We start from the raw sequence: 17399 nt of genomic DNA, 5'->3' as shown, positions 1-17399 counted from the left end.
GGTGCCTTTGTCTCAGGCTGCCTTGAGCATGACCTTGCCCGGTTTGTCTTCGCCCTGATTGGCCTTGGCCAGACATTCCCTGGCGCAGGAGGCACACCGTCCGCAATCGCGGGTCACGCCCAGATCGCGGCGCAGATCTTTCAGGGTGCGAGCGCCATCTTGCGCGGCTTCGCGGATCTGGCGGTCGGTAACTGCCTGGCAGACGCATACGTACATGAACGGAACTCCACGAACGATATCTATTGAGAACAGTTCTCATTGTATGTAGATGAGAATGAATGTCAATACGCGTTTTGCTTTTCCCGAAAATATTCGGCCGGTGGCGCTAGAATTCGCCCTGCCACTTTGTGTGGTCCCCCGCAGATACAAGGAGAATTCAATGTCAGGACACGGTTTTCACGTCCATGGTCCGCACGATCATGAGGTCGAGCATGTTGCCCAGCATGGCGGCGACAGTTTCACATCGCGTCTGGCTGTCTTGACAGCCATCCTGTCAACGGTCGGCGCCATTTTTGGCTACATGGGTGGCCATTCGCAGAATGCGGCACTGCTCTACAAGAACGAGGCGGCCATTCAGAAAACCTCGGCTTCGAACCAATGGAATTACTACCAGGCCAAGAGCAACAAGCAGAATCTGGCCGAGTTGTCGGTCACGCTGACGACGGGCGAGGCGCAGGAAAAGTTCAAGGAAGCCGTCGAGCGCTACAAGAAGGAAAAGGAAGAAATCAAGGCCGAGGCCGACAAGCTTGAGGCGGCGGCCAAGGAAGCTGATCACAAGAGCGAGGCGGAAATGCATGTGCATGAGCGCTGGGCGCTGGCCACGACCTTGCTGCAAATTGCCATCGCCTTGGCGGCGATCACCCTGCTGACGCGAAAGCGCTGGCTGCTGGCCGGTGTTTTGGGGGCAACGGGTCTTGGGCTGGTGGCTGGTGTGATGGGATATCTCCACCTTTGATCACACGACGCACGCTTGGCGGGCTGGTTTTTGCCCTGCTGGCAACAGCCGTTGCGGCTGAGTCGTCTTGTCGCGTCGCCTTCGATATCGGTTCGTCCGGTATTCGGGCCGGGGCAGACAACAGTAGCGTGACGGCGCGCGGGGATATCGATTACCTTGGTCCGCTGTGGGCCGGGCGTAGCCTGGAAGAGACGGTAGCGCCGACGATCACGGCGCTCCAGGATTTGCCGGAGAAGGCAGGTTTCTCGAAGGAATGCGAGCGTGTCGGCGGCGGTTTCTCGGCCTGGCGGCTGGCGATAGATCAGGGCGCCGGCGATCTGGCCAGCATCCTTCAGCGCATCTGGTCGGCCAGCGGCGTGGCGGTTCTGGTCATTCCCCAGTTGAAAGAGGGAGCCTACGGCTATTTCGGGGCACGCCAACTGTTGGGTGATGCCCTGAAAACAACGCATGTGCTCGATATCGGCGGCGGCAGCCTGCAGATAGCCGGGGAGCGGACAACATTCGGTGAAACATTGGGCCAGAAGGTCTGGCACCGCCATCTTTGTCGGGAAATACGCAATTCGGAATCAACCCCCTGCAGCTTGCAGCCAATGACCGGTGACGAACTGGCGATGGCGCGCGACCTGCTGGCCGAAAAGCTGAAGGTGGTTGGTAGCGCACTGCCTGAACCGGTCAGCATGACGGCGATTAGTCGCCCGGTCAGCCGGGGCGTATTGCCGGCGGTCCGCCAGTTTTCTGTCGGCAATGGCGAAGGAGCAGGGTTTCAGCGCGCCGAGCTGACTGCGGCCATCGAACGGCTGGCCCGTTTGAGCCATGAGGAAACAGCCGCTCTGCTTGGCGGTTCGCGGCATCTGGCCTGGCTGCTCTCCGACATGCTGCTGGTCGAAGGCTTGCTGCAGGCAACGGGTGGGGAGCGCCTGCTGGTGGCTGAAATTGACTTGACCAACCTGCCCGGCTTGCTGGCGGACGATCATGCGTTTGCCTGGCAAAGCCACTACGCTTGCTATCTGGAGCGCTTGCGCAGTGTCGGTCTGGCGGCTTACGCCACCGATCCGGCGACCTGCCCTTGATTCAGGCGTAAAAAAAGCCGCAGCACTCGCTGCGGCTGGCACGGGGGGCGTGAGGGATTAGTCGCCGCCCGGCTCCATGTGAGCCTGCAGATAATTCGGCAGGGTCACATTTTCGATCAGGCTTTGCTGGGTTTCCAGCCAGTCGATGGCTTCTTCGCAATGTTCGAGCAGTTCTTCGAGCAGGTCGCGGCTGACGTAATCCTGTAGCTCCTCGCACAGGGCGATGGATTCGATCAGCAGCGGATGCTGGATTTCACGTTCGTACTTCAGGTCGCCTTGCAGGCATTCGACCACATGCTCGCCGATCAGCAACTTGCCGAGGTTCTGCAGGTTGGGCAGGCCTTCGAGGAAAAGGACGCGTTCGATGATTTCGTCGGCTTCCTTCATGACGCGGATCGACTGCTTGTACTGGTAGTCGTTGAGCTTTTCCAGGCCCCAGTTGCGGAACATGCGGGCATGCAGGAAATACTGGTTGATCGAGGTCAGCTCGTTCTTGAGCACCTTGTTCAGGGCTTCGATGACTTTCTTGTCGCCTTTCATGGTTGCTCCTTAGGCCGGGCTGCCGGAGCCCATCTGGCTCTGCAGGTAGTTTTGCAGACCGACCAGCTCAATCAGCCTGATCTGCTTTTCGAGGAAGTAGGCGTGGTCCATTTCGGTGTCTTCGAGTTGGACACCAAGCATGTCGCGGCTGACGTAATCCTGGGCCTTTTCGCAGGCGGCCATGGCTTTTTTGAGATCGCCGTCTACCGAGTATTCAACCGCCAGGTCGGCCTTGATCATGTCCGGCACGGTTTTTCCGATCTTCATGACATGGCGCTTGGAAAGATCGGGCTTGCCTTCCAGGAAGAGGATGCGCTGGATCAGCGCGCGGGCATGCTGGCGCTCGTGATCGGATTCGTGGATGGATTTCTCGGCCAGCTGGGTCAGGCCCATGTCGGCATACATCTCACCGTGGATCAGGTATTGATCGACGGCGGTCAGTTCGCCAGTCAGCAGGTCGTTCAGGATATCGATGATTTTCTTGTCGCCCTTCATGGCGTTCTCCGGAGGTCGTGGGAATCGGGAGGCTGGCTGGCGAAAATCGGCTGGCTTGCCTGAGCGCCCATTCTAGGCGTCGACGGCCAGCTTTTCTACCCAGATATGTCGTGCGACCGCATGTTCGAGCGCTAGTTCCACTTCGTCGGCAAGAATGACGGTCATCGGCCGTTGCTGCAGTACCCGGATCGGCCGATTCTCGGCCAGACCGTAGGCCGTCAGCTGTTCGCGCTGGAGCGGGTCGATTTCGTCGCCCAGCGCAGTAAGGCGGACTTCGCTGCCGGGCGGGATGAAGGCGAGGGGCAGGCGGGCTTCGTGGGCAGGACTCATGACCAGACGGCGCGGAGAAGGAGGTTGAACAGACCGCCGATGAAGAAGGCGAAGGGGACGATGACGGCGACCATACCAAGGGCGACCTTGGCGCCTTGTTCCTTGACCATCATCATCAGGCTGGCGAAGCAGGGGATGAACAGGGTGATGGTGATCATTCCGACTACCGCCTGGATCGGGCTCAGGTGGTCGGCCATTGCGAACAGGCCGGTGGCCCCGAAATCGCGGCGGAGGAAACCCATGACAAAGGCGGCCGAGGCTTCTTTCGGCAAGCCGAGCCAGCCGGAAACCAGCGGTTCACCCGCTTCGATGATGGCCGGCAGGGCGCCAAACTTGTCGAGCGCGTACATGATGAAGGTGCCGAGCAAAAAGAGCGGGATGACTTCGATCAGGTACCACTTCAGCCGGCCACCGGTTTTTTTCAGCACGTTGCCGAGAATGGGCAGGCGCATCGGCGGCATTTCAGTGACCAGCGGAATGCGCCGGCCGGGGATCAGCTTGGCGGCAAGGAAACCGGCGAGCAGCAGGACGCCGAGCATGGCCAGCGCCCAGATCAGCACGGCGGTAAAGGACACCCCGCCCAACATGCCGAGCACGACGCCCAGTTGCGCCGAGCAGGGGATGGCCAGCGCCAGCAGGAAGATGGTGATCAGCCGTTCGCGCGGCGAATGCAGGATGCGCGTCGTCAGCGTTGCCATCGTCACGCAGCCGAGGCCGAGGACCATCGGCAACACCGCACGGCCGTTGAGGCCGATCAAGGCGAACAGCCGGTTGGCGATGACCGTCAGGCGCGGCAGGTAGCCCGAATCTTCGAGCACGCCGAAGGCAAAGAAAAAGGTGGTGACGATGGGCAGGATCAGCGCCAGCGCGTAAGTCATGCCCATGGTCCACAGGCCGTACTGGCCGACCAGCAGTTCACTGAGCCATGGCGCGGTAACGACGGCGTTGACCAGATTGGTGAAGGCTGGATTGAGGATGCCTTCGAACAGGCCTTCTTCCATCAGGCCGACGAGGGTTGTCGCGCCGAAGACGCCAACGAATTCATAGACGGCGAACAGCACGCCAAGCAGGATGGGGATGCCCCACAGCGGATGCACGACATACTGCCCAATGCGTTGCGACAGCAGCGGCGTACTTTTGACGGCGCGCTGGATGACGCTGGCGGCCAGCGTATCGGCGGCTTCGGTGCGTTCTCGGGCAAGCAGGGCCGGGAGGTCGCCTTCGGCCCGTTCGGCGGCAGACTGGCGGAGCGCTTCGAGTTTCGGCAGGTTTTCGCCGGCGTGCTCGGCCAGCCAGTCGGCGACGACCGAGTCGCCGCCCAGATAAAGAATGGCCAGCCCGCGCGCCGCCAGCAGAGGGTGCGGTGCATCGCGGCTAATGGCTTCGGCCACCAGCCCGATGTCGGCTTCAATTTCCGGGTCGTAGCGGAGCAGGGCTTCGGCCCGGCCGGCATGGCCCAGATTGTTGGTCAGCTCGCCGATGCCTTCGCCGCCAGTGGCGACGGTGGCCAGCACCGGGATGCCCAATTCTTCGGAGAGTGCGGGAATATCGACCATGACGCCGCGGGCTGCGGCTTCGTCGTGCATGTTCAGGGCCAGCACCATGGGCAGGCCGAGTTCGGCCAGCAGGGCTGGTCAAGGTCAGCGTCCGGCGAAGGTTCTTGGCATCGCCCACCTGCACCAGACAACGCGACGACTCGTTGAGCAGGGCGCGCATGGTGGCTCGCTCGTCATCGCTGCGCGACGGCAGGGCCAGCACACCGGGGGTGTCGAGCAGCACCGCCTCGCGGTCGAAACGGGTGTTGGCCCGGGTGACTTCGACCGTGGTGCCGGGGTAGTTCGAAACGTTAACGTAGGCGCCGGTCAGGCGATGAAAAAGTACCGATTTGCCGACGTTGGGGTGGCCAACGAGCAGGATGGCGTTGGCGGCTGGTGTAGAGGTAGTCACGTTCTATGGGTTTCTGGCGTTGCTGAATGCCCGGCCGGTGCCGAGCCGAGCATTACTTTACGCCGGATCACATCAGCTTTTGATGATCTACGCCAAGTTTTTGCAATTGAGAGGCGTTATCAAATGCCCGGTGGAATAACGTAAGGAGACGCTGAAATATTCGTCATTCCCGCGTGGGAAGGAATCCAATTTGTTGATTTTTCTGGATTCACGCCTACGCGGGAATGACATTTTCGAATAAATCAGCAGCTACTTAATCGTTCGCCGGAACCAGCTTGTCCATCCATTCGAGCAGCGCATTGGCAGCTGACTCCCACTGCGTATCAAGCATCAGGACATGACCGAGATTGGGCAGGCGCCGCACTTCGGCCCGCCATGGCACGGCTGAAAAATAGAGCATGGAACTTGAAAACACCGCATCCTCTTCACCGCCCATGACCAGAACAGGCAGTTTTTGGCGCGATTTTGGCCGCTGCATCAAGACAGTCGCCATTTCTGCAATCGCTTTCTGCGACTCAGGGACGACAATCTCCATAAAGCGCCTGGCTTCCTGAACGGTCATGTCCTTGGCGAAGTAGGCACGGGTCAAGACTTCTTCGATTTCGTCGGAAATCTGGCCGTTGAGCGTTTTTTCGATGGCTTGCAGAAAGCCGGGAAAGCGCGTCGTCAGGCCGATTGCGCTGGGGAGCGTGCCGGTCGGTGGGACGGGCGAAAGAAGGGCGGCAGCAATTGCTTCGCCTTTTTCGAGATAGCGTTCCAGCACCATCGTGCCCATCGAGTGACCGATAACGATAGCCGGCCCGTCAATCTGCTCAATCGCATGCGCCACATCGGCGGCGTAATCGTCGATGCCAAAGTCGTCAATGCGCTCGCCGCCATCGCTGGCACCATGGCCGGCCAGGTCTACGGCGTAGCAGTTGTAGCCATGGCCTTGGAAAAACGGGATGAAGTTATGTTGCCAACAGCTCGAATCCACGTAGCCGCCATGAACGAAAAGCAGGTTGGCGCGTGCGGCTGGACGAGTGGTGGGGTGGCGGTGAAGCTTGGTTTTGCGTCGGGTCATTTTGCTGTTTTCTGGTTGGTTTTTTAAGATTTATCGGCTTGTTGGCAGGCTGCATCGATCAGCCGGCGCGAAATGCTGATCGGCTCCGGCAGGATAGGGAGCGCGTCGAGCGGGAACCAGTCGGCGGCCTCGATTTCCTTCGGGTCGGGTGTGATCGTGCCGCCAGCATAGTCGGCGAAGAAGGCGACCATCAAGGAGTTGGGGAAAGGCCAGGGCTGGCTGTGGAAGTAGCGGAGGTTGGTGATTGCTATGCCGACTTCTTCGCGAACCTCGCGGGCAGCGCATTCCTCCAGCGTTTCGCCGGGTTCGACAAAACCGGCCAGGGCGCTGTAGACGCCCGGCTTGAAGTGCGGGCTACGGCCGAGCAGCAGCTTGTCGCCATCGCGGACCAGCACCATCACCGCCGGTGAAATCCGCGGATAGGCCAGCAGCCCGCAAGCCGGGCAATGCATGGCCAGTTCGCCGGTTTTCATGACGGTTGCGCTACCGCACTTGCCGCAGAAACGATGGTTGTTCTGCCAATCCAGCAACTGCGTGGCGCGGCCGGCCAGGGCAAAGGTTTCGCTCCCGGCAAGCTGGAAGATGGCGCGCAGGGGCGTTGGTTCGCTGCCGGGGATTTCCGGCAATTGCGCGACATCGGCGGCGTAGCAGGGGCGGCCATGCAATTCGCCGATGGGCAGTGCGTTGGCCGGATGGCCAAAGTCGGCGGCCAGGCCGGACGGAAAAATCGACTCTGCCCCATTTCCGGTGATCGTCAGCAGGCGATGTTCGTATCGCAGAATCCAGTAAGCGGTTTGAGTCATCTTGCGGCGGCTCACATCGAGATGGTCTGCGCCGAGCGATGCTCGGGCAGCCGGTAGATCGTCATTTCGGCATTCGGCGCCAGCGTGCCCAGCGCCATGCTCAGGATCGAGATGAACATGCTGGCGAAAAAGGCCGTCCAGAAACCGGAAATCGTGAAGCCGTTGACGACTTTGGCGACCAGCAAGAGCATCAGCGCGTTGATCACCAGCAGGAAGAAACCGAGCGTAATCAGCGTGATGGGCAGGGTCAGGAAGACCACCAGCGGCCGGAGGACGGCATTGGCAAAGCCGAGGAGCAGGGCAGAGACGATCAGCGACGATGTGCTGGAAAAACGGATGCCCTTGAATACCAGGCTGGCCACCCACAGGCATAGGGCCGTGATGCCCCACTGGATGAAAAACCCCGCCAGATTGTCGAACATGTCTTTACCTTCTTTGAAATGAGCGCAGTCCGCCCGGTAGCCAGTTCGCAGTTTAAGCGAAGGCGAGCGACAACTGCGGCGAAGGCGCTTCTTCGATGACCGCTTCGATCACCAGCGGCTGTGGTGAGGCGCTTTGCAGAAGCACCTCGAAGGCTTCGTCCGGAAATTCGGCATGCTCGCCCAGCCAGAACATGCCTTGCTCACGATCGAGGATTAGCGGCATGCGGTCATGAATGTCGTTGAGCGTTGCATCGGCGGCGGTAGTCAGGATGGCGCAGGTCGTTCCGGCCAGTGGATGGTGGTCAAAAATGCCGGCGAACATCAGGACTTTCCCCCTGGCGTGGCTGATGCGCAGCTTCTGTCTGCGCTTGGCAGGCGACTGCCATTCAAAAAAGGCAGTCGCCGGAATCAGGCAGCGGTTTCTCTTCAGGATCTTGCTGTAGAAGGGTTTGGTCACCAGGCCTTCACCAGGCAAGGTAATTGGCGGGGTGCGTGGTTCCCGGTCGAGAAAGCTCCCGACCAGCCCCCAGCGGGCCTGGCTGCCCCGATAGCTGGCGCCGTTGGCAGTGATCATCAGCACCGGCTCGGCCGGCCGCATTTCTACGCCATGGGGCATTTCGGGCGGGCCAAGATGAAGCGGCGGAAACTGCCTGTTCAGCTCCCTGGCCTTGGCCCTGAGTTCGTAGCTTCCGCACATGGCGGCATCTCCGGTGATACGATATACAGTGGTTTATACAGTATTGTTGACACGGTAATCAAGCACGGACTCTCGCGAAGGCAGAAGTCTGTGTTCGAGAGTGCCTACGTATTCCGTCCATGCATCACGATGCGCGAGACAAACCAGATCGCCAGCAGATTCGCCGCGACGGCGACATAGCCGACCAGTGGGTAGCCGACGATCCGGCCGCTGGCATCGAGCGAGGTCACAAAACCGGCCAGCGTGGTGGCCAGGCCCATGGCCAGCGATTGCACGGTGCCGTTCAACGACATGAAAGTACCGCGCAGCTTGGGCTGGGCGGCCGAAGAGATGATCGCCATGACCGGGATCATCCGCCCCGAAGTCAGCACGAAAAAGCTCGTCGTGCAGATCAGCCAGATCCATAGCGGCAGCACCCCGGCGTGGGTCACTGCCAGCAAGGGGAGAATGGCCAGCAGCGCCACCTTGCGGTAAACCTCGACCTTGCCGTGCTTGTCGGCCCAATGCCCGATCAGCCGGGCGCTGATGAAGGTGGCAAACCCGCCGATCAGATAGACGATGGGAATGTCCTGCTGGGCGATGCCAACGTTGTTGACCGCATAGACGGTGATGTACGGAATGACCGTAAAGCCGGAAAAAATGATCAGCGCCGAAAACAGCAGGGCGCGCAGGTGGTTGCTGTCGCCCAGCACGCTGAAGGTGGCCGAGAACAGGTGGGCACGCTTTTCCTCGCTCAGGTGATGCCGCAACTCCGGCAGGAAGCGCAGGCCGACCACGAGAAAGACCACGCTCAGCGCAGCGATCATCACGAACGGCGCCCGCCAGCCGAGATGGTTGGCTAGCCACAGCGACAAAGGCACGCCGGCAATGGTCGACACCGAAAAGGCGCTTGAAACAATGCCGCTCGCCTTGGCCCGCCGGGAAAAGGGAATGGCATCGCCGATCATCGTATGCACCAGTGCGCCCATGATGCCGCCGAAAACCCCGGCCAGACCGCGGGCCAGCATCAGCATCGAATAACTCGGCGCCAGGCCGCAAGCCAGCGTCGCCAGTGCAAACAGGGTGAAGCTGACCAGCAGCAGCCGCTTGCGCTCGAACAGGTCGACGAAAGTCGCCGCCAGTATCCCGGAGAGCGCCGCGCTGAAACTGTAGGACGCCACCAGCAGACCGAACTCGTGCGTGCCGATGCCGAAGGCCGCCATCAGGATCGGCCCGAGCGGCATCATGATCATGAAATCCAGCACATGGCTGAACTGGATGCCCGCCAGCGTCAGCAGGAAGAAGCGTTCGGCACGGGGAGAAAGCGCGGTGGTCATGGGGGCGGGAAATACGGCGTGGGCAGCAAGGATACGCTGCCCGGGGCGGCAGTTGATAGCTTCGACCGCGTGGCGCCGAATAATTCAAGGAAAGCGCGGCTGAAAGAGGGTTAAAACCCTTCGAATTCGTCGTTCCCGCGTAGGCGGGAACCCAGGGATTTCAACGTACCGGATTCCCGCTTCGCCCGCCGAGAAGCGGAGTCCCGGGTGTGTCGAGGCCGCGAATGGCGCTGAACAGAACGGTATTGAGGGCTGGGGAGGGTTTGCTGGCGGATCAACCAACGCCGCGCGAAAACCGCCCGAGATCAGTTCGCCACAAAGGTGTCAGGCATTTGCAGGGCGACCACCTCGCCACGTGCCGTGGCCACGCCGTCGGCGTATACCGTGGCTTCGACCACGACCTTGCGCCCCTTGATCTCCTTCACCTTGCCGCGAATTTCGAGTACTGGCCCGAGTGGCGTCGGCTTGAGGTAACTGACCTGCAGCGAACCGGTGACGAAGCGAAAGGCCGGCAGGCTGTCCATGCTGCGGTTCTCCGCCTTGTACATCGCGGCGGCGGCCGTGCCCGTGCCATGGCAGTCGATCAGCGAAGCGAGCAGGCCGCCATAGACAAAGCCGGGAATCGCCGTGTGCTCGGGACGGGGCTGGAAGTGGGTGACGGTTTCGTCGCCCTCCCAGAAAGTCTTGATCTGATGCCCGTGCTCGTTGTTGCGGCCGCAACCGTAGCAATGGGCCAGGTTCTCGGGGTAGTAATCCTGAAATGCCTGCATGCTGTTTCCTTTTTTTGGCAAAACGGCATCGTAGGCCAGCTCTTGCATGGCGGCCACTGTTCAGGCGGACAGCCGGCGTGCAAATTCAGCCATGGGCAACGTTATTGATTTAACAAACCAAAGTTTTTCCGGCAGACGCAAATGCCGGTTTTGCGACAGGCCGCGATGGCAAGCCTGACCAAGGGATGCAACGAATCGTCGAACCAATGTCGACATCGCTACTCATAGTCTTGAACCCGCCCTTGAACGCAACGACTTGAACCGGAACGATCAAATCAAAATGAGCCAAACCCTCTACGACTTCAACGCCCAACGTCTGAATGGTGACCTCCAGAATTTCGACGCCTATCGCGGCAAGGTGCTGCTGATCGTCAACACCGCCAGCGAATGCGGCTTCACCCCGCAATACACCGGCCTCGAAGAACTCTATCGGATGTACAAGGACCGGGGCTTCGTCGTCCTTGGTTTCCCCTGCAACCAGTTCGGCGGGCAGGAACCCGGCGACGCCGCAGCCATCGGCCAGTTCTGCCAGACGCGTTTTGACGTCAGCTTCCCGCTCTTCGCCAAGATCGACGTCAACGGCGACAACGCCCATCCGCTCTACACCTGGCTCAAGCACGAAGCAGCCGGCATCCTCGGCACCGAGGCCATCAAATGGAATTTCACCAAATTCCTGATCGACCGCGAAGGCAAGGTTGTTCACCGCTATGCCCCGGCCACCCGGCCGGATGAACTGGTGGAGGCGGTCGAAGCCCAGTTGTAAGGCTTGCCGGGGGAGCGATGGAAGCCGAGCGCCATCGCTTCCTCGCAACGGAACTGCAGCCGCCCGTATCCGTCGAATAGTCAGCCGTTGCGAAAAAGGAGTCCGCCATGCAAGCCCAACTGCACACCATGAACAACCTGTTTGCCCAACTCGGCTTGCCCAGCGAAGAGGCCGCCGTCGAAAACTTCATCGCCGCCCATCGCCCGCTGGAAAACGATATAGCCCTCTACCGGGCGCCCTTCTGGACCTCGGCGCAAAGGGATTTTCTCAAGGAGGAAATCATCGAAGACGCCGACTGGTCGGCGGTGATCGACGAGCTCAACGGGCGCCTGCGATAGGCGTTTGCGAATCGAAACATCCGGGATCGGCGGGGAGAATAACTGCTGGCTGGAAACCGGCTGTTAGCAAGCTCGATCCAAATATTGGCATGATCGTGCTAATATTTAGCCATGTCGATTGCCTCCGCACTATTCTCCGATAGCCAGGCCAGCCTGTTCCGCTGGTTGTTCGGTCAGCCTGACCGGAGCTATCACCTGAGCGAATTGCGTCGCCTGACAGAGTTGGGCAGCGCATCGCTACAACGGGAATTGAACCGATTGGTCGATGCAGGCCTGATTCTTTCGGAACGTGTCGGCAACCTTCGGCGTTTTCAAGCCAATCCGCAAAGCCCTGTTTACGCAGAACTGGTCGCGCTGACGCGCAAAACGCTCGGCGCCGCCCCTTTGCTGCGCGAAGCCTTGCAGCCCATAGCCGCCCGGCTGGATAGTGCGTTCATCTACGGCTCCGTCGCCAAACAAACCGACACCGCCCAAAGCGATATCGACCTGATGCTGGTTGGAGAAAACCTCTCCCTCAACGAAATCCTGAGCCTGTTATTGCCGCTGGAAACCCAACTTGGGCGGAAGATCAACCCCAACTGCTACACGCCATCCGAATATTCAAAACGACTTGCCGAGCCGGACTCCTTCATCAATCGTGTCCTTGCCCAACCCATCCTGCCCCTGATCGGAAAAGACCTTGAGCCAGCCAGCGCTGGATAATCTGGTTCGCATCGGTCAGCTCAAAGCCGAGCCGCGCAACGAAGCCGAAGCCAGGCGAATGCTGGCCATGGCACGTACCCGATTGAACGACGCCCAACTCGGTAATCTTTCCGCCGAAGGCCGTTTCACCAGCGCCTATAACGCCGCCCATGCGGCAGCACTCGCCGCCTTGCGCTGGCACGGCTACCGCAGCGAAAACCGTTATACCGTCTTCCAGTGCTTGCCCCACACCCTCGGCTGGTCGGCGATTCAATGGCGCATTCTGGATAGCGCCCACCAGAAACGGAATCTTGCCGAGTACGAAGGTTTTCTCGATGTTGAAGAATCCACCATCACGGAGTTGTGCACGCTGGTGGCCGGGCTGATTGCCGACGCTGGCAAGCTGATCGAAAACTGAGTCGCTCCGGATAAACCTTGTTTACTGCAGATTAATTCCCGCCAGTAGCCGGCCCCAGCTTGCCACCCGAAGCCATCACCCGATGACTCAGCGCCTGCAGCGTTTCCTGCGCCTCATCGGCGGCTTCCTGCATTTCATCCAGAGTCAAAGGCCGTACCAGTGCCTCCAGTTCGATACGCTGAATGTTCGGGCATTTCCCGACAACGCCCTGCAGGATGCTGTCGACCTTCTTCGGTCCCAGTCCGAACAGCACCTTTTCCAGCACGAACAAGCGGACAACGATGATGTCCTCCTCGTTCTGCGCCGTCGCCTGCACCGTCTCGATCTCCTTGCGTAGATAGCCTCGGAACTTGAGCGGCGTCACCTCTGCCGGCACCTGCAGGATGGACGAACGGAATTGGCCTTGGATCATGGTTGGGCTGAGGGCTGGAAAAGCCGGGATTTTCGCAGAAGGGCGGGGGCGGAGAAAGCCTGAATGCTGGTCAAATTGTCAATTGGCAGGCGAGACCAATGGGTTGCATATCCCTGTTTTAGCGATAGCCAATCTGCGTTACTTTGACTATGATCTATTCGTCAATCTATTCATGAATCGATTCAAAGTGCAGGCAAATCACGCGCTAACCGTCAGAGCATTACTTGCTAGCGGCCCGCTAACAGCACGGCAGTTGGCCGAAAATTCGAGTATTAGCCAAGCCACGCTGTCTCGTGTCATCCAGACGCTGGGCAATCAGATTATCCGCTTCGGCCCCTATCGATCTATTCACTACGCGCTGCGCCGGCCCTTGCTGGCCATGCTGGATGTTCCTATCTACCGTGTTACGCCTGAAGGCCAGGTTGAAGCGCTCGGGCAACTTAGCCCGGTGCAGCCCACCGGCTACGTGATGACCAACGCCGAGGGTAGCGCCAGCCACAGCGAAGGTTTCCCCTGGTGGCTCGACGACATGCGGCCGCAAGGTTTTCTTGGTCGAGCCTTCGTCGCCGCTCAGGCTGAATCGCTCGGCCTGCCACCCCGCCTGGGCGACTGGCAGGAAGAGCACATCCTGCGCGCCCTGCTCAGCCAGCCGGGTAACGATGCTGTTGGCAACCTAATACTCGGCGACGCCGGCCGCGAGCACTTCATCCAGCGCCCCGAGCCGGTGGCGGTGCCGGCAGCCTCGCTCGCCACCGCTTACGCCGAACGAGCCCGGCAAGCGCTCAGCGGCGAAGCCCCGGCTTCTTCGGCCGGTGGTGAGCAACCCAAGTTCGGCGCCTATGCCGAAACCGCCAACGGCCCGCGCCACGTGCTCGTCAAGTTTTCGCTTGATGTCGAAGCGGGCGCCGACAACCCAATCGCCCAACGGTGGCGCGACCTGCTGCTGGCCGAGCACCACGCACTCACGCTGTTGCGCGAGAACGGCATCGCCGCCGTCGCCACGCGCATCCTCGATCACGGCCCGCAACGCTTTCTCGAAGTCGAACGCTTCGACCGTATCGGCCCGCACGGTCGGCGCGGCCTCATCTCGCTCAGCGCGATGGATGCCGAATTCATCGGCCTTGGCCGCGGCGGCTGGCCAGCAATCACCGCCCGCCTGCTCGCCGAGCGCCACATCACCAGCCAAGCGCACGAAGCCGCTTGCTTGCTGCACGCCTTCGGCACACTGATCGGCAACACCGACATGCACCCCGGCAACCTCTCCTTCGTTACCGACAGCGGCCGCCCCTATCAGCTAGCCCCGGCCTACGACATGCTCCCCATGGTCTTCGCCCCACGCAGCAGCGGCGAACTCCCTGCCACACTGCCCGCTGTCGGATTCGACAGTCAGATCAGCACCGCGCTGTGGCACAAGGCTCTGCTACTGGCACTAGCCTATCTGGGGGGCCTGAACAATGAACCGGGATTCAGTGTCGGATTTGGCGAATGCCTCTCTGCTCTGGGAAGGCATTTGCAGATGGCAGGGGAGCGGATTGGGCGGCTGGGGTAGCGCGTGAGCGGCTTCCACGACCATAGATGCAACGGCTGGCCTTGGGTGCAACCGAAAAAACGACACTTCGATGACTATGGACTGGGGAGGCCGGTTTTGGCTGGCATAGTGTTTCTCATGTTGGACAAATGCAGCGTTTTGTCAGCATTGAGAAACACTTCCAGCATTTTCCCTCAGAGGGGAAACGCATTCGTATTCCGAAGCTGAGCACCTGGAAATTTTGTGCCTCGGCGTTGACCACAGATGCTCGGAAATCCAATATTCGCCGCCACTTTGACCAATTTGTAGGCACTGCTATTCAGTGATAGCCTCCCGTACGTCATATTTTTCGGGTGCGCGCCGATGTCCTTCAAAAAGATCTGCGGAATTGGGGCAGCGGTTGTTGTAGTGGCGGCCCCCGGGGTAGCCGTCGCCCAATACTCGCCGGATGTCAGTTCCGTCATGCAGAGGCTGCGAAGCGATCCCAGAGTGCCGCTCGTTCTGCAGGCAATTCGAGACGGCTACTATCCCGCTCCCGATTTAAATTCCGCGGTAAACCGGTGTGTCGCCGCAGCAAGCCTGATTCCTGCGGCGCCGGCCCGGTTTCAGGCCGACGCTTGTCTGCGCACCATGGTCGGGGGGCTCGATCCGCACTCGGCCTATCTGAACGCCCAGGAATTGAAGACCCTCATGGGTTCCCCAGGGGACGCTGCTATCGGGCTGGAAATTAGAAAGTCAGAGCTTGGTGCCGAGATCGTTTCGGTGATTGACGGCGGTCCCAGCGCCCAAGCAGGTATCGGCGCAGGCACCCAAATCGTCGCCATCGACGGGAAACCGGCAGCGTCCATGTCGCTGCCGGAAGTGGCCGCGGCCTTGCGGGGACCCGTGGGGTCCGTCGCGTCGCTCGAAGTGATGCTGCCTGAATCGTCCGAGGCGGTGCGCTACGAGGTCAGGCGGGAGCGCATCCATAAAGCCAGCATCACTGCCAAGGTAATCGATGAACGACTGGGCTACATCCGGATTCCGCAGCTGGGCGCCATTCTGGCAGAAGAACTGGCGGAGGCCCTCCGCGCCCTGCTGATCCTGCAATTGCGGCCGTTGAAAGGCGTTGTTGTCGACTTGCGCGACTGCCCCGGCGGCCTGCTTCATGGCGCCATCGCCCTGGCAGCAGGCTTCCTGCCCGAGGATGCGGCGGTGATAACCATGGCGTCCCGCCGCGAGGGGGAGCGAACGTATCGTGCTCGCCAGCAGGATGCAAGCTCCAAAAACTTCGATCCGCGCCCCCTCTTCGACAATGCCTTGCTAAGAGCTGCGGCGCAAAAAATTCCGTTAGTCGTCCTGGTCAACCATGGAACGGCCTCGGGCGCCGAAGCAGCGACAGCAGCCCTCCAGGAAGCCGGGCGGGCCTACGTCATCGGTCAGACAACGGCTGGAATCGGCAGTGTCCAGACACTGCTCCCCTTGAAGGATAAAAGTGCGATCAAAATCACCACCGAAGTCATGCGCACGGCCTCGGGCAAGTCATGGGCCGAGCAGGGAATCCGCCCTGATTTAACGGTGTCGCAAGCGCTTCCGGCGCGCCGGGGTAAGGAGGTTGCCGAAGACCCCTGTATAGCGCTTGCCGCCGAGCACTTCGCAAAGCGCTGAAAGAAAACAAAGGGAAGTGAAAACGGGGCGATTCACGAGATCATCAGGCATCTGTACGAAGGCGCTGGCGGCAAGGTCGCCAGTCGCGGGTGGCGACCATTGCTGTAGCAGGTTGCCTTAGCGCTTGAGCGCCTCGAACGCCGGCTGCTTGGGGCCGGTGAGGTGCCTATGGGGCCGGCAGAAAGGCAGCCAGCTGCTTTTGCAGCTTCGCGGCATCGCATTCCGGGCAGATCGTGCCGCGCCCCTTGCCGGACAGCATCACCATGGCGTGCGTGCGGCACTTTTTGCAGCGGATGCCGAGGTGGCTCAGGTCGAGATAGGGTTTCGTCCAGTCCGATGTCACTTCAGGCAGCGCGGCGGCCAGCCAGGCAAATTCACTGACGTCGAAGAAATTGCCCAGTCCGATCCAGCGCAATGCAGTCAGATTGCCGAGCGGGCGTAACGAACCGTCGGCAACGTGAATCGCGCCGAGGTGCAGCCAGCGCAGCCGGGTAAGGTTGGCGAGCGGGGCCAGCGTGGTGAGCGTCTGGCGTTTGCCTTCGGCGCCGGAAAAGCCGAGGCCTTCAAGCGCCGTCAGGGGGGAGAGTGGCGAAAGGTCGGTGATTGCCTTGAGATTGTCCAGTTCCAGCCAGCGCAGCGAGGACATTTCGCCGAGCACGTCGATGTTCGTCACGCCGGGCGAACTGCCAAGATGCAGCGCCTTGAGCCTGCCCAGCGCCGGCAGGGCAGCCAGCGAGGAGATGCCGCTCCATTTGACGTAAAGGCCTTCGAGCGACGGGATGCGGCAGGCGGCGTCGAAAAGTTCCTGCGGCGTGCGCGACTGGAACCACAGATAGCGGACGCCATTCAGGGTCGGCAGGAACTCGCACCAGGCCTCTACCAGCGCCTTCTGGGCCTTGGCCGGTAGCTCGGTCTGGGTGCAGGCGATGGCCAGGTGTTCGCCGCCGGTATAGTCCTCCGGCCGGCGCACGCTGCGGGGCGGAAAATCCTCGTCCGGCCGGTGATACCAGAAGCCGTGCCAGGGCTGTGGGCCGGCCCGTCTTGCCTTCTCCTGCGCGGCAAGTACGGCTTCCTGAAGCTGCTTGCGGAATTCGTCCATCGACAGGCTCATAAAATTTCCCCGTTCATTGCAGGCTGCGGCGGCCAGAAAATGCCTCGAAAACCCGAGGCCGATGACGACGCTGCAACCAAGCTGCCAAGTCTG

Annotated in this window: 21 protein-coding genes and 1 pseudogene; 8 read left to right on the top strand and 14 right to left on the bottom strand. The window is 60.7% G+C overall.

Features of this window, described 5'->3' with window-relative positions; genetic code table 11:
- Positions 1 to 12 precede the first annotated feature (12 nt).
- A complete protein-coding gene (locus tag KI617_RS13880) occupies positions 13 to 216 on the bottom strand; it encodes a (2Fe-2S)-binding protein (protein WP_226447195.1) in 204 nt (67 codons plus the stop codon).
- 163 nt (positions 217 to 379) lie between these two features.
- Here KI617_RS13880 and KI617_RS13875 point away from each other — a divergent pair, with 163 nt between their 5' ends.
- Together KI617_RS13875 and KI617_RS13870 are read left to right on the top strand one after the other, a co-directional pair.
- Complete coding sequence (locus KI617_RS13875) at positions 380 to 955, top strand: DUF4337 domain-containing protein (protein ID WP_226447193.1); 576 nt, start codon at positions 380 to 382, stop codon at positions 953 to 955.
- Positions 952 to 2025: a Ppx/GppA phosphatase family protein gene (locus KI617_RS13870; RefSeq protein ID WP_226447191.1), complete on the top strand. Its 1074-nt coding sequence runs from the start codon at positions 952 to 954 to the stop codon at positions 2023 to 2025. The genes KI617_RS13875 and KI617_RS13870 overlap by 4 nt, the downstream gene beginning before the upstream one ends.
- A 57-nt stretch (positions 2026 to 2082) precedes the next feature.
- Here the strand turns inward: KI617_RS13870 and bfr (KI617_RS13865) are convergent, their stop codons facing one another.
- From bfr (KI617_RS13865) to KI617_RS13815, 11 genes and pseudogenes are all read right to left on the bottom strand, one after another.
- Entirely contained in the window at positions 2083 to 2565 is a 483-nt protein-coding gene (bfr, locus tag KI617_RS13865; protein ID WP_226447189.1) for a bacterioferritin, read from the bottom strand.
- 9 nt (positions 2566 to 2574) lie between these two features.
- Positions 2575 to 3060 carry a bacterioferritin gene (gene bfr / locus KI617_RS13860; RefSeq protein ID WP_226447187.1) on the bottom strand — a complete coding sequence of 162 codons (486 nt, stop codon included), beginning with the start codon at positions 3058 to 3060 and terminating at the stop codon, positions 2575 to 2577.
- A 72-nt stretch (positions 3061 to 3132) separates the two neighbouring features.
- A complete protein-coding gene (locus tag KI617_RS13855; protein WP_226447185.1) occupies positions 3133 to 3390 on the bottom strand; it encodes a ferrous iron transport protein A in 258 nt (85 codons plus the stop codon).
- The gene (locus KI617_RS20395; RefSeq protein WP_264180014.1) at positions 3387 to 4994 is read right to left on the bottom strand and encodes a ferrous iron transporter B; all 1608 of its coding nucleotides are present in this window, start codon (positions 4992 to 4994) and stop codon (positions 3387 to 3389) included. Before KI617_RS20395 ends, KI617_RS13855 begins: the two co-directional genes overlap by 4 nt.
- A gap of 85 nt (positions 4995 to 5079) precedes the next feature.
- A pseudogene (locus KI617_RS20390) lies at positions 5080 to 5337 on the bottom strand (FeoB small GTPase domain-containing protein); the annotation flags it as partial.
- Between the two features lie 253 nt (positions 5338 to 5590).
- The gene (locus KI617_RS13840; protein WP_226447183.1) at positions 5591 to 6400 is read right to left on the bottom strand and encodes an alpha/beta hydrolase; all 810 of its coding nucleotides are present in this window, start codon (positions 6398 to 6400) and stop codon (positions 5591 to 5593) included.
- Between the two features lie 23 nt (positions 6401 to 6423).
- The gene (gene nudC, locus KI617_RS13835) at positions 6424 to 7203 is read right to left on the bottom strand and encodes an NAD(+) diphosphatase (protein ID WP_226447181.1); all 780 of its coding nucleotides are present in this window, start codon (positions 7201 to 7203) and stop codon (positions 6424 to 6426) included.
- Between the two features lie 11 nt (positions 7204 to 7214).
- A complete protein-coding gene (locus KI617_RS13830; protein ID WP_226447179.1) occupies positions 7215 to 7625 on the bottom strand; it encodes a phage holin family protein in 411 nt (136 codons plus the stop codon).
- Between the two features lie 52 nt (positions 7626 to 7677).
- Positions 7678 to 8322 (bottom strand): SOS response-associated peptidase, encoded by a 645-nt coding sequence (locus tag KI617_RS13825; protein ID WP_226447177.1) that lies wholly within the window; start codon positions 8320 to 8322, stop codon positions 7678 to 7680.
- A 104-nt stretch (positions 8323 to 8426) separates the two neighbouring features.
- Positions 8427 to 9638 (bottom strand): MFS transporter, encoded by a 1212-nt coding sequence (locus KI617_RS13820; RefSeq protein WP_226447175.1) that lies wholly within the window; start codon positions 9636 to 9638, stop codon positions 8427 to 8429.
- A 305-nt stretch (positions 9639 to 9943) separates the two neighbouring features.
- Positions 9944 to 10408 (bottom strand): PaaI family thioesterase, encoded by a 465-nt coding sequence (locus KI617_RS13815; protein ID WP_226447173.1) that lies wholly within the window; start codon positions 10406 to 10408, stop codon positions 9944 to 9946.
- Positions 10409 to 10688: 280 nt separating this feature from the next.
- On the opposite strand from KI617_RS13815, the gene KI617_RS13810 reads away from it, so the two are divergent.
- From KI617_RS13810 to KI617_RS13795, 4 genes are all read left to right on the top strand, one after another.
- A complete protein-coding gene (locus KI617_RS13810; RefSeq protein WP_226447171.1) occupies positions 10689 to 11171 on the top strand; it encodes a glutathione peroxidase in 483 nt (160 codons plus the stop codon).
- Between the two features lie 107 nt (positions 11172 to 11278).
- On the top strand, positions 11279 to 11509 hold the full coding sequence (locus KI617_RS13805; protein ID WP_226447169.1) for a DUF2789 domain-containing protein: 231 nt from the start codon (positions 11279 to 11281) through the stop codon (positions 11507 to 11509).
- A 111-nt stretch (positions 11510 to 11620) separates the two neighbouring features.
- Complete coding sequence (locus KI617_RS13800) at positions 11621 to 12211, top strand: ArsR family transcriptional regulator (protein ID WP_226447167.1); 591 nt, start codon at positions 11621 to 11623, stop codon at positions 12209 to 12211.
- Positions 12189 to 12608 carry a hypothetical protein gene (locus KI617_RS13795; RefSeq protein ID WP_226447165.1) on the top strand — a complete coding sequence of 140 codons (420 nt, stop codon included), beginning with the start codon at positions 12189 to 12191 and terminating at the stop codon, positions 12606 to 12608. The genes KI617_RS13800 and KI617_RS13795 overlap by 23 nt, the downstream gene beginning before the upstream one ends.
- A gap of 31 nt (positions 12609 to 12639) precedes the next feature.
- Here the strand turns inward: KI617_RS13795 and KI617_RS13790 are convergent, their stop codons facing one another.
- Positions 12640 to 13020, bottom strand: a complete 381-nt coding sequence (locus KI617_RS13790) for a hypothetical protein (RefSeq protein WP_226447163.1) — start codon at positions 13018 to 13020, stop codon at positions 12640 to 12642.
- A 253-nt stretch (positions 13021 to 13273) separates the two neighbouring features.
- Here KI617_RS13790 and yjjJ point away from each other — a divergent pair, with 253 nt between their 5' ends.
- Both yjjJ and KI617_RS13780 read left to right on the top strand, forming a co-directional pair.
- Complete coding sequence (gene yjjJ / locus KI617_RS13785; RefSeq protein ID WP_404826718.1) at positions 13274 to 14569, top strand: type II toxin-antitoxin system HipA family toxin YjjJ; 1296 nt, start codon at positions 13274 to 13276, stop codon at positions 14567 to 14569.
- Between the two features lie 342 nt (positions 14570 to 14911).
- The gene (locus KI617_RS13780; protein ID WP_226447160.1) at positions 14912 to 16195 is read left to right on the top strand and encodes a S41 family peptidase; all 1284 of its coding nucleotides are present in this window, start codon (positions 14912 to 14914) and stop codon (positions 16193 to 16195) included.
- A gap of 166 nt (positions 16196 to 16361) precedes the next feature.
- Here KI617_RS13780 and KI617_RS13775 read toward each other — a convergent pair whose 3' ends face one another.
- Positions 16362 to 17306 (bottom strand): leucine-rich repeat domain-containing protein, encoded by a 945-nt coding sequence (locus KI617_RS13775; RefSeq protein ID WP_226447158.1) that lies wholly within the window; start codon positions 17304 to 17306, stop codon positions 16362 to 16364.
- Between the last annotated feature and the right edge of the window lie 93 nt (positions 17307 to 17399).

Origin of the sequence: Ferribacterium limneticum (assembly GCF_020510625.1) — a bacterium.
In the GTDB taxonomy this organism is placed as follows: Bacteria; Pseudomonadota; Gammaproteobacteria; order Burkholderiales; family Rhodocyclaceae; genus Azonexus; species Azonexus limneticus_A.
Note: the sequence above shows the minus strand (reverse complement) of the source record. Positions and strands in the feature narration are given on the sequence as shown.

Bases quoted from the DNA above. Each gene is read 5' to 3' on its own strand.
- KI617_RS13880 (WP_226447195.1), bottom strand. From the start codon at position 216: ATGTACGTATGCGTCTGCCAGGCAGTTACCGACCGCCAGATCCGCGAA.
- KI617_RS13875 (WP_226447193.1), top strand. From the start codon at position 380: ATGTCAGGACACGGTTTTCACGTCCATGGTCCGCACGATCATGAGGTC.
- bfr (WP_226447189.1), bottom strand. From the start codon at position 2,565: ATGAAAGGCGACAAGAAAGTCATCGAAGCCCTGAACAAGGTGCTCAAG.
- bfr (WP_226447187.1), bottom strand. From the start codon at position 3,060: ATGAAGGGCGACAAGAAAATCATCGATATCCTGAACGACCTGCTGACT.
- KI617_RS13855 (WP_226447185.1), bottom strand. From the start codon at position 3,390: ATGAGTCCTGCCCACGAAGCCCGCCTGCCCCTCGCCTTCATCCCGCCC.
- KI617_RS20395 (WP_264180014.1), bottom strand. From the start codon at position 4,994: ATGGTGCTGGCCCTGAACATGCACGACGAAGCCGCAGCCCGCGGCGTC.
- KI617_RS13840 (WP_226447183.1), bottom strand. From the start codon at position 6,400: ATGACCCGACGCAAAACCAAGCTTCACCGCCACCCCACCACTCGTCCA.
- nudC (WP_226447181.1), bottom strand. From the start codon at position 7,203: ATGACTCAAACCGCTTACTGGATTCTGCGATACGAACATCGCCTGCTG.
- KI617_RS13830 (WP_226447179.1), bottom strand. From the start codon at position 7,625: ATGTTCGACAATCTGGCGGGGTTTTTCATCCAGTGGGGCATCACGGCC.
- KI617_RS13825 (WP_226447177.1), bottom strand. From the start codon at position 8,322: ATGTGCGGAAGCTACGAACTCAGGGCCAAGGCCAGGGAGCTGAACAGG.
- KI617_RS13820 (WP_226447175.1), bottom strand. From the start codon at position 9,638: ATGACCACCGCGCTTTCTCCCCGTGCCGAACGCTTCTTCCTGCTGACG.
- KI617_RS13815 (WP_226447173.1), bottom strand. From the start codon at position 10,408: ATGCAGGCATTTCAGGATTACTACCCCGAGAACCTGGCCCATTGCTAC.
- KI617_RS13810 (WP_226447171.1), top strand. From the start codon at position 10,689: ATGAGCCAAACCCTCTACGACTTCAACGCCCAACGTCTGAATGGTGAC.
- KI617_RS13805 (WP_226447169.1), top strand. From the start codon at position 11,279: ATGCAAGCCCAACTGCACACCATGAACAACCTGTTTGCCCAACTCGGC.
- KI617_RS13800 (WP_226447167.1), top strand. From the start codon at position 11,621: ATGTCGATTGCCTCCGCACTATTCTCCGATAGCCAGGCCAGCCTGTTC.
- KI617_RS13790 (WP_226447163.1), bottom strand. From the start codon at position 13,020: ATGATCCAAGGCCAATTCCGTTCGTCCATCCTGCAGGTGCCGGCAGAG.
- KI617_RS13780 (WP_226447160.1), top strand. From the start codon at position 14,912: ATGTCCTTCAAAAAGATCTGCGGAATTGGGGCAGCGGTTGTTGTAGTG.
- KI617_RS13775 (WP_226447158.1), bottom strand. From the start codon at position 17,306: ATGAGCCTGTCGATGGACGAATTCCGCAAGCAGCTTCAGGAAGCCGTA.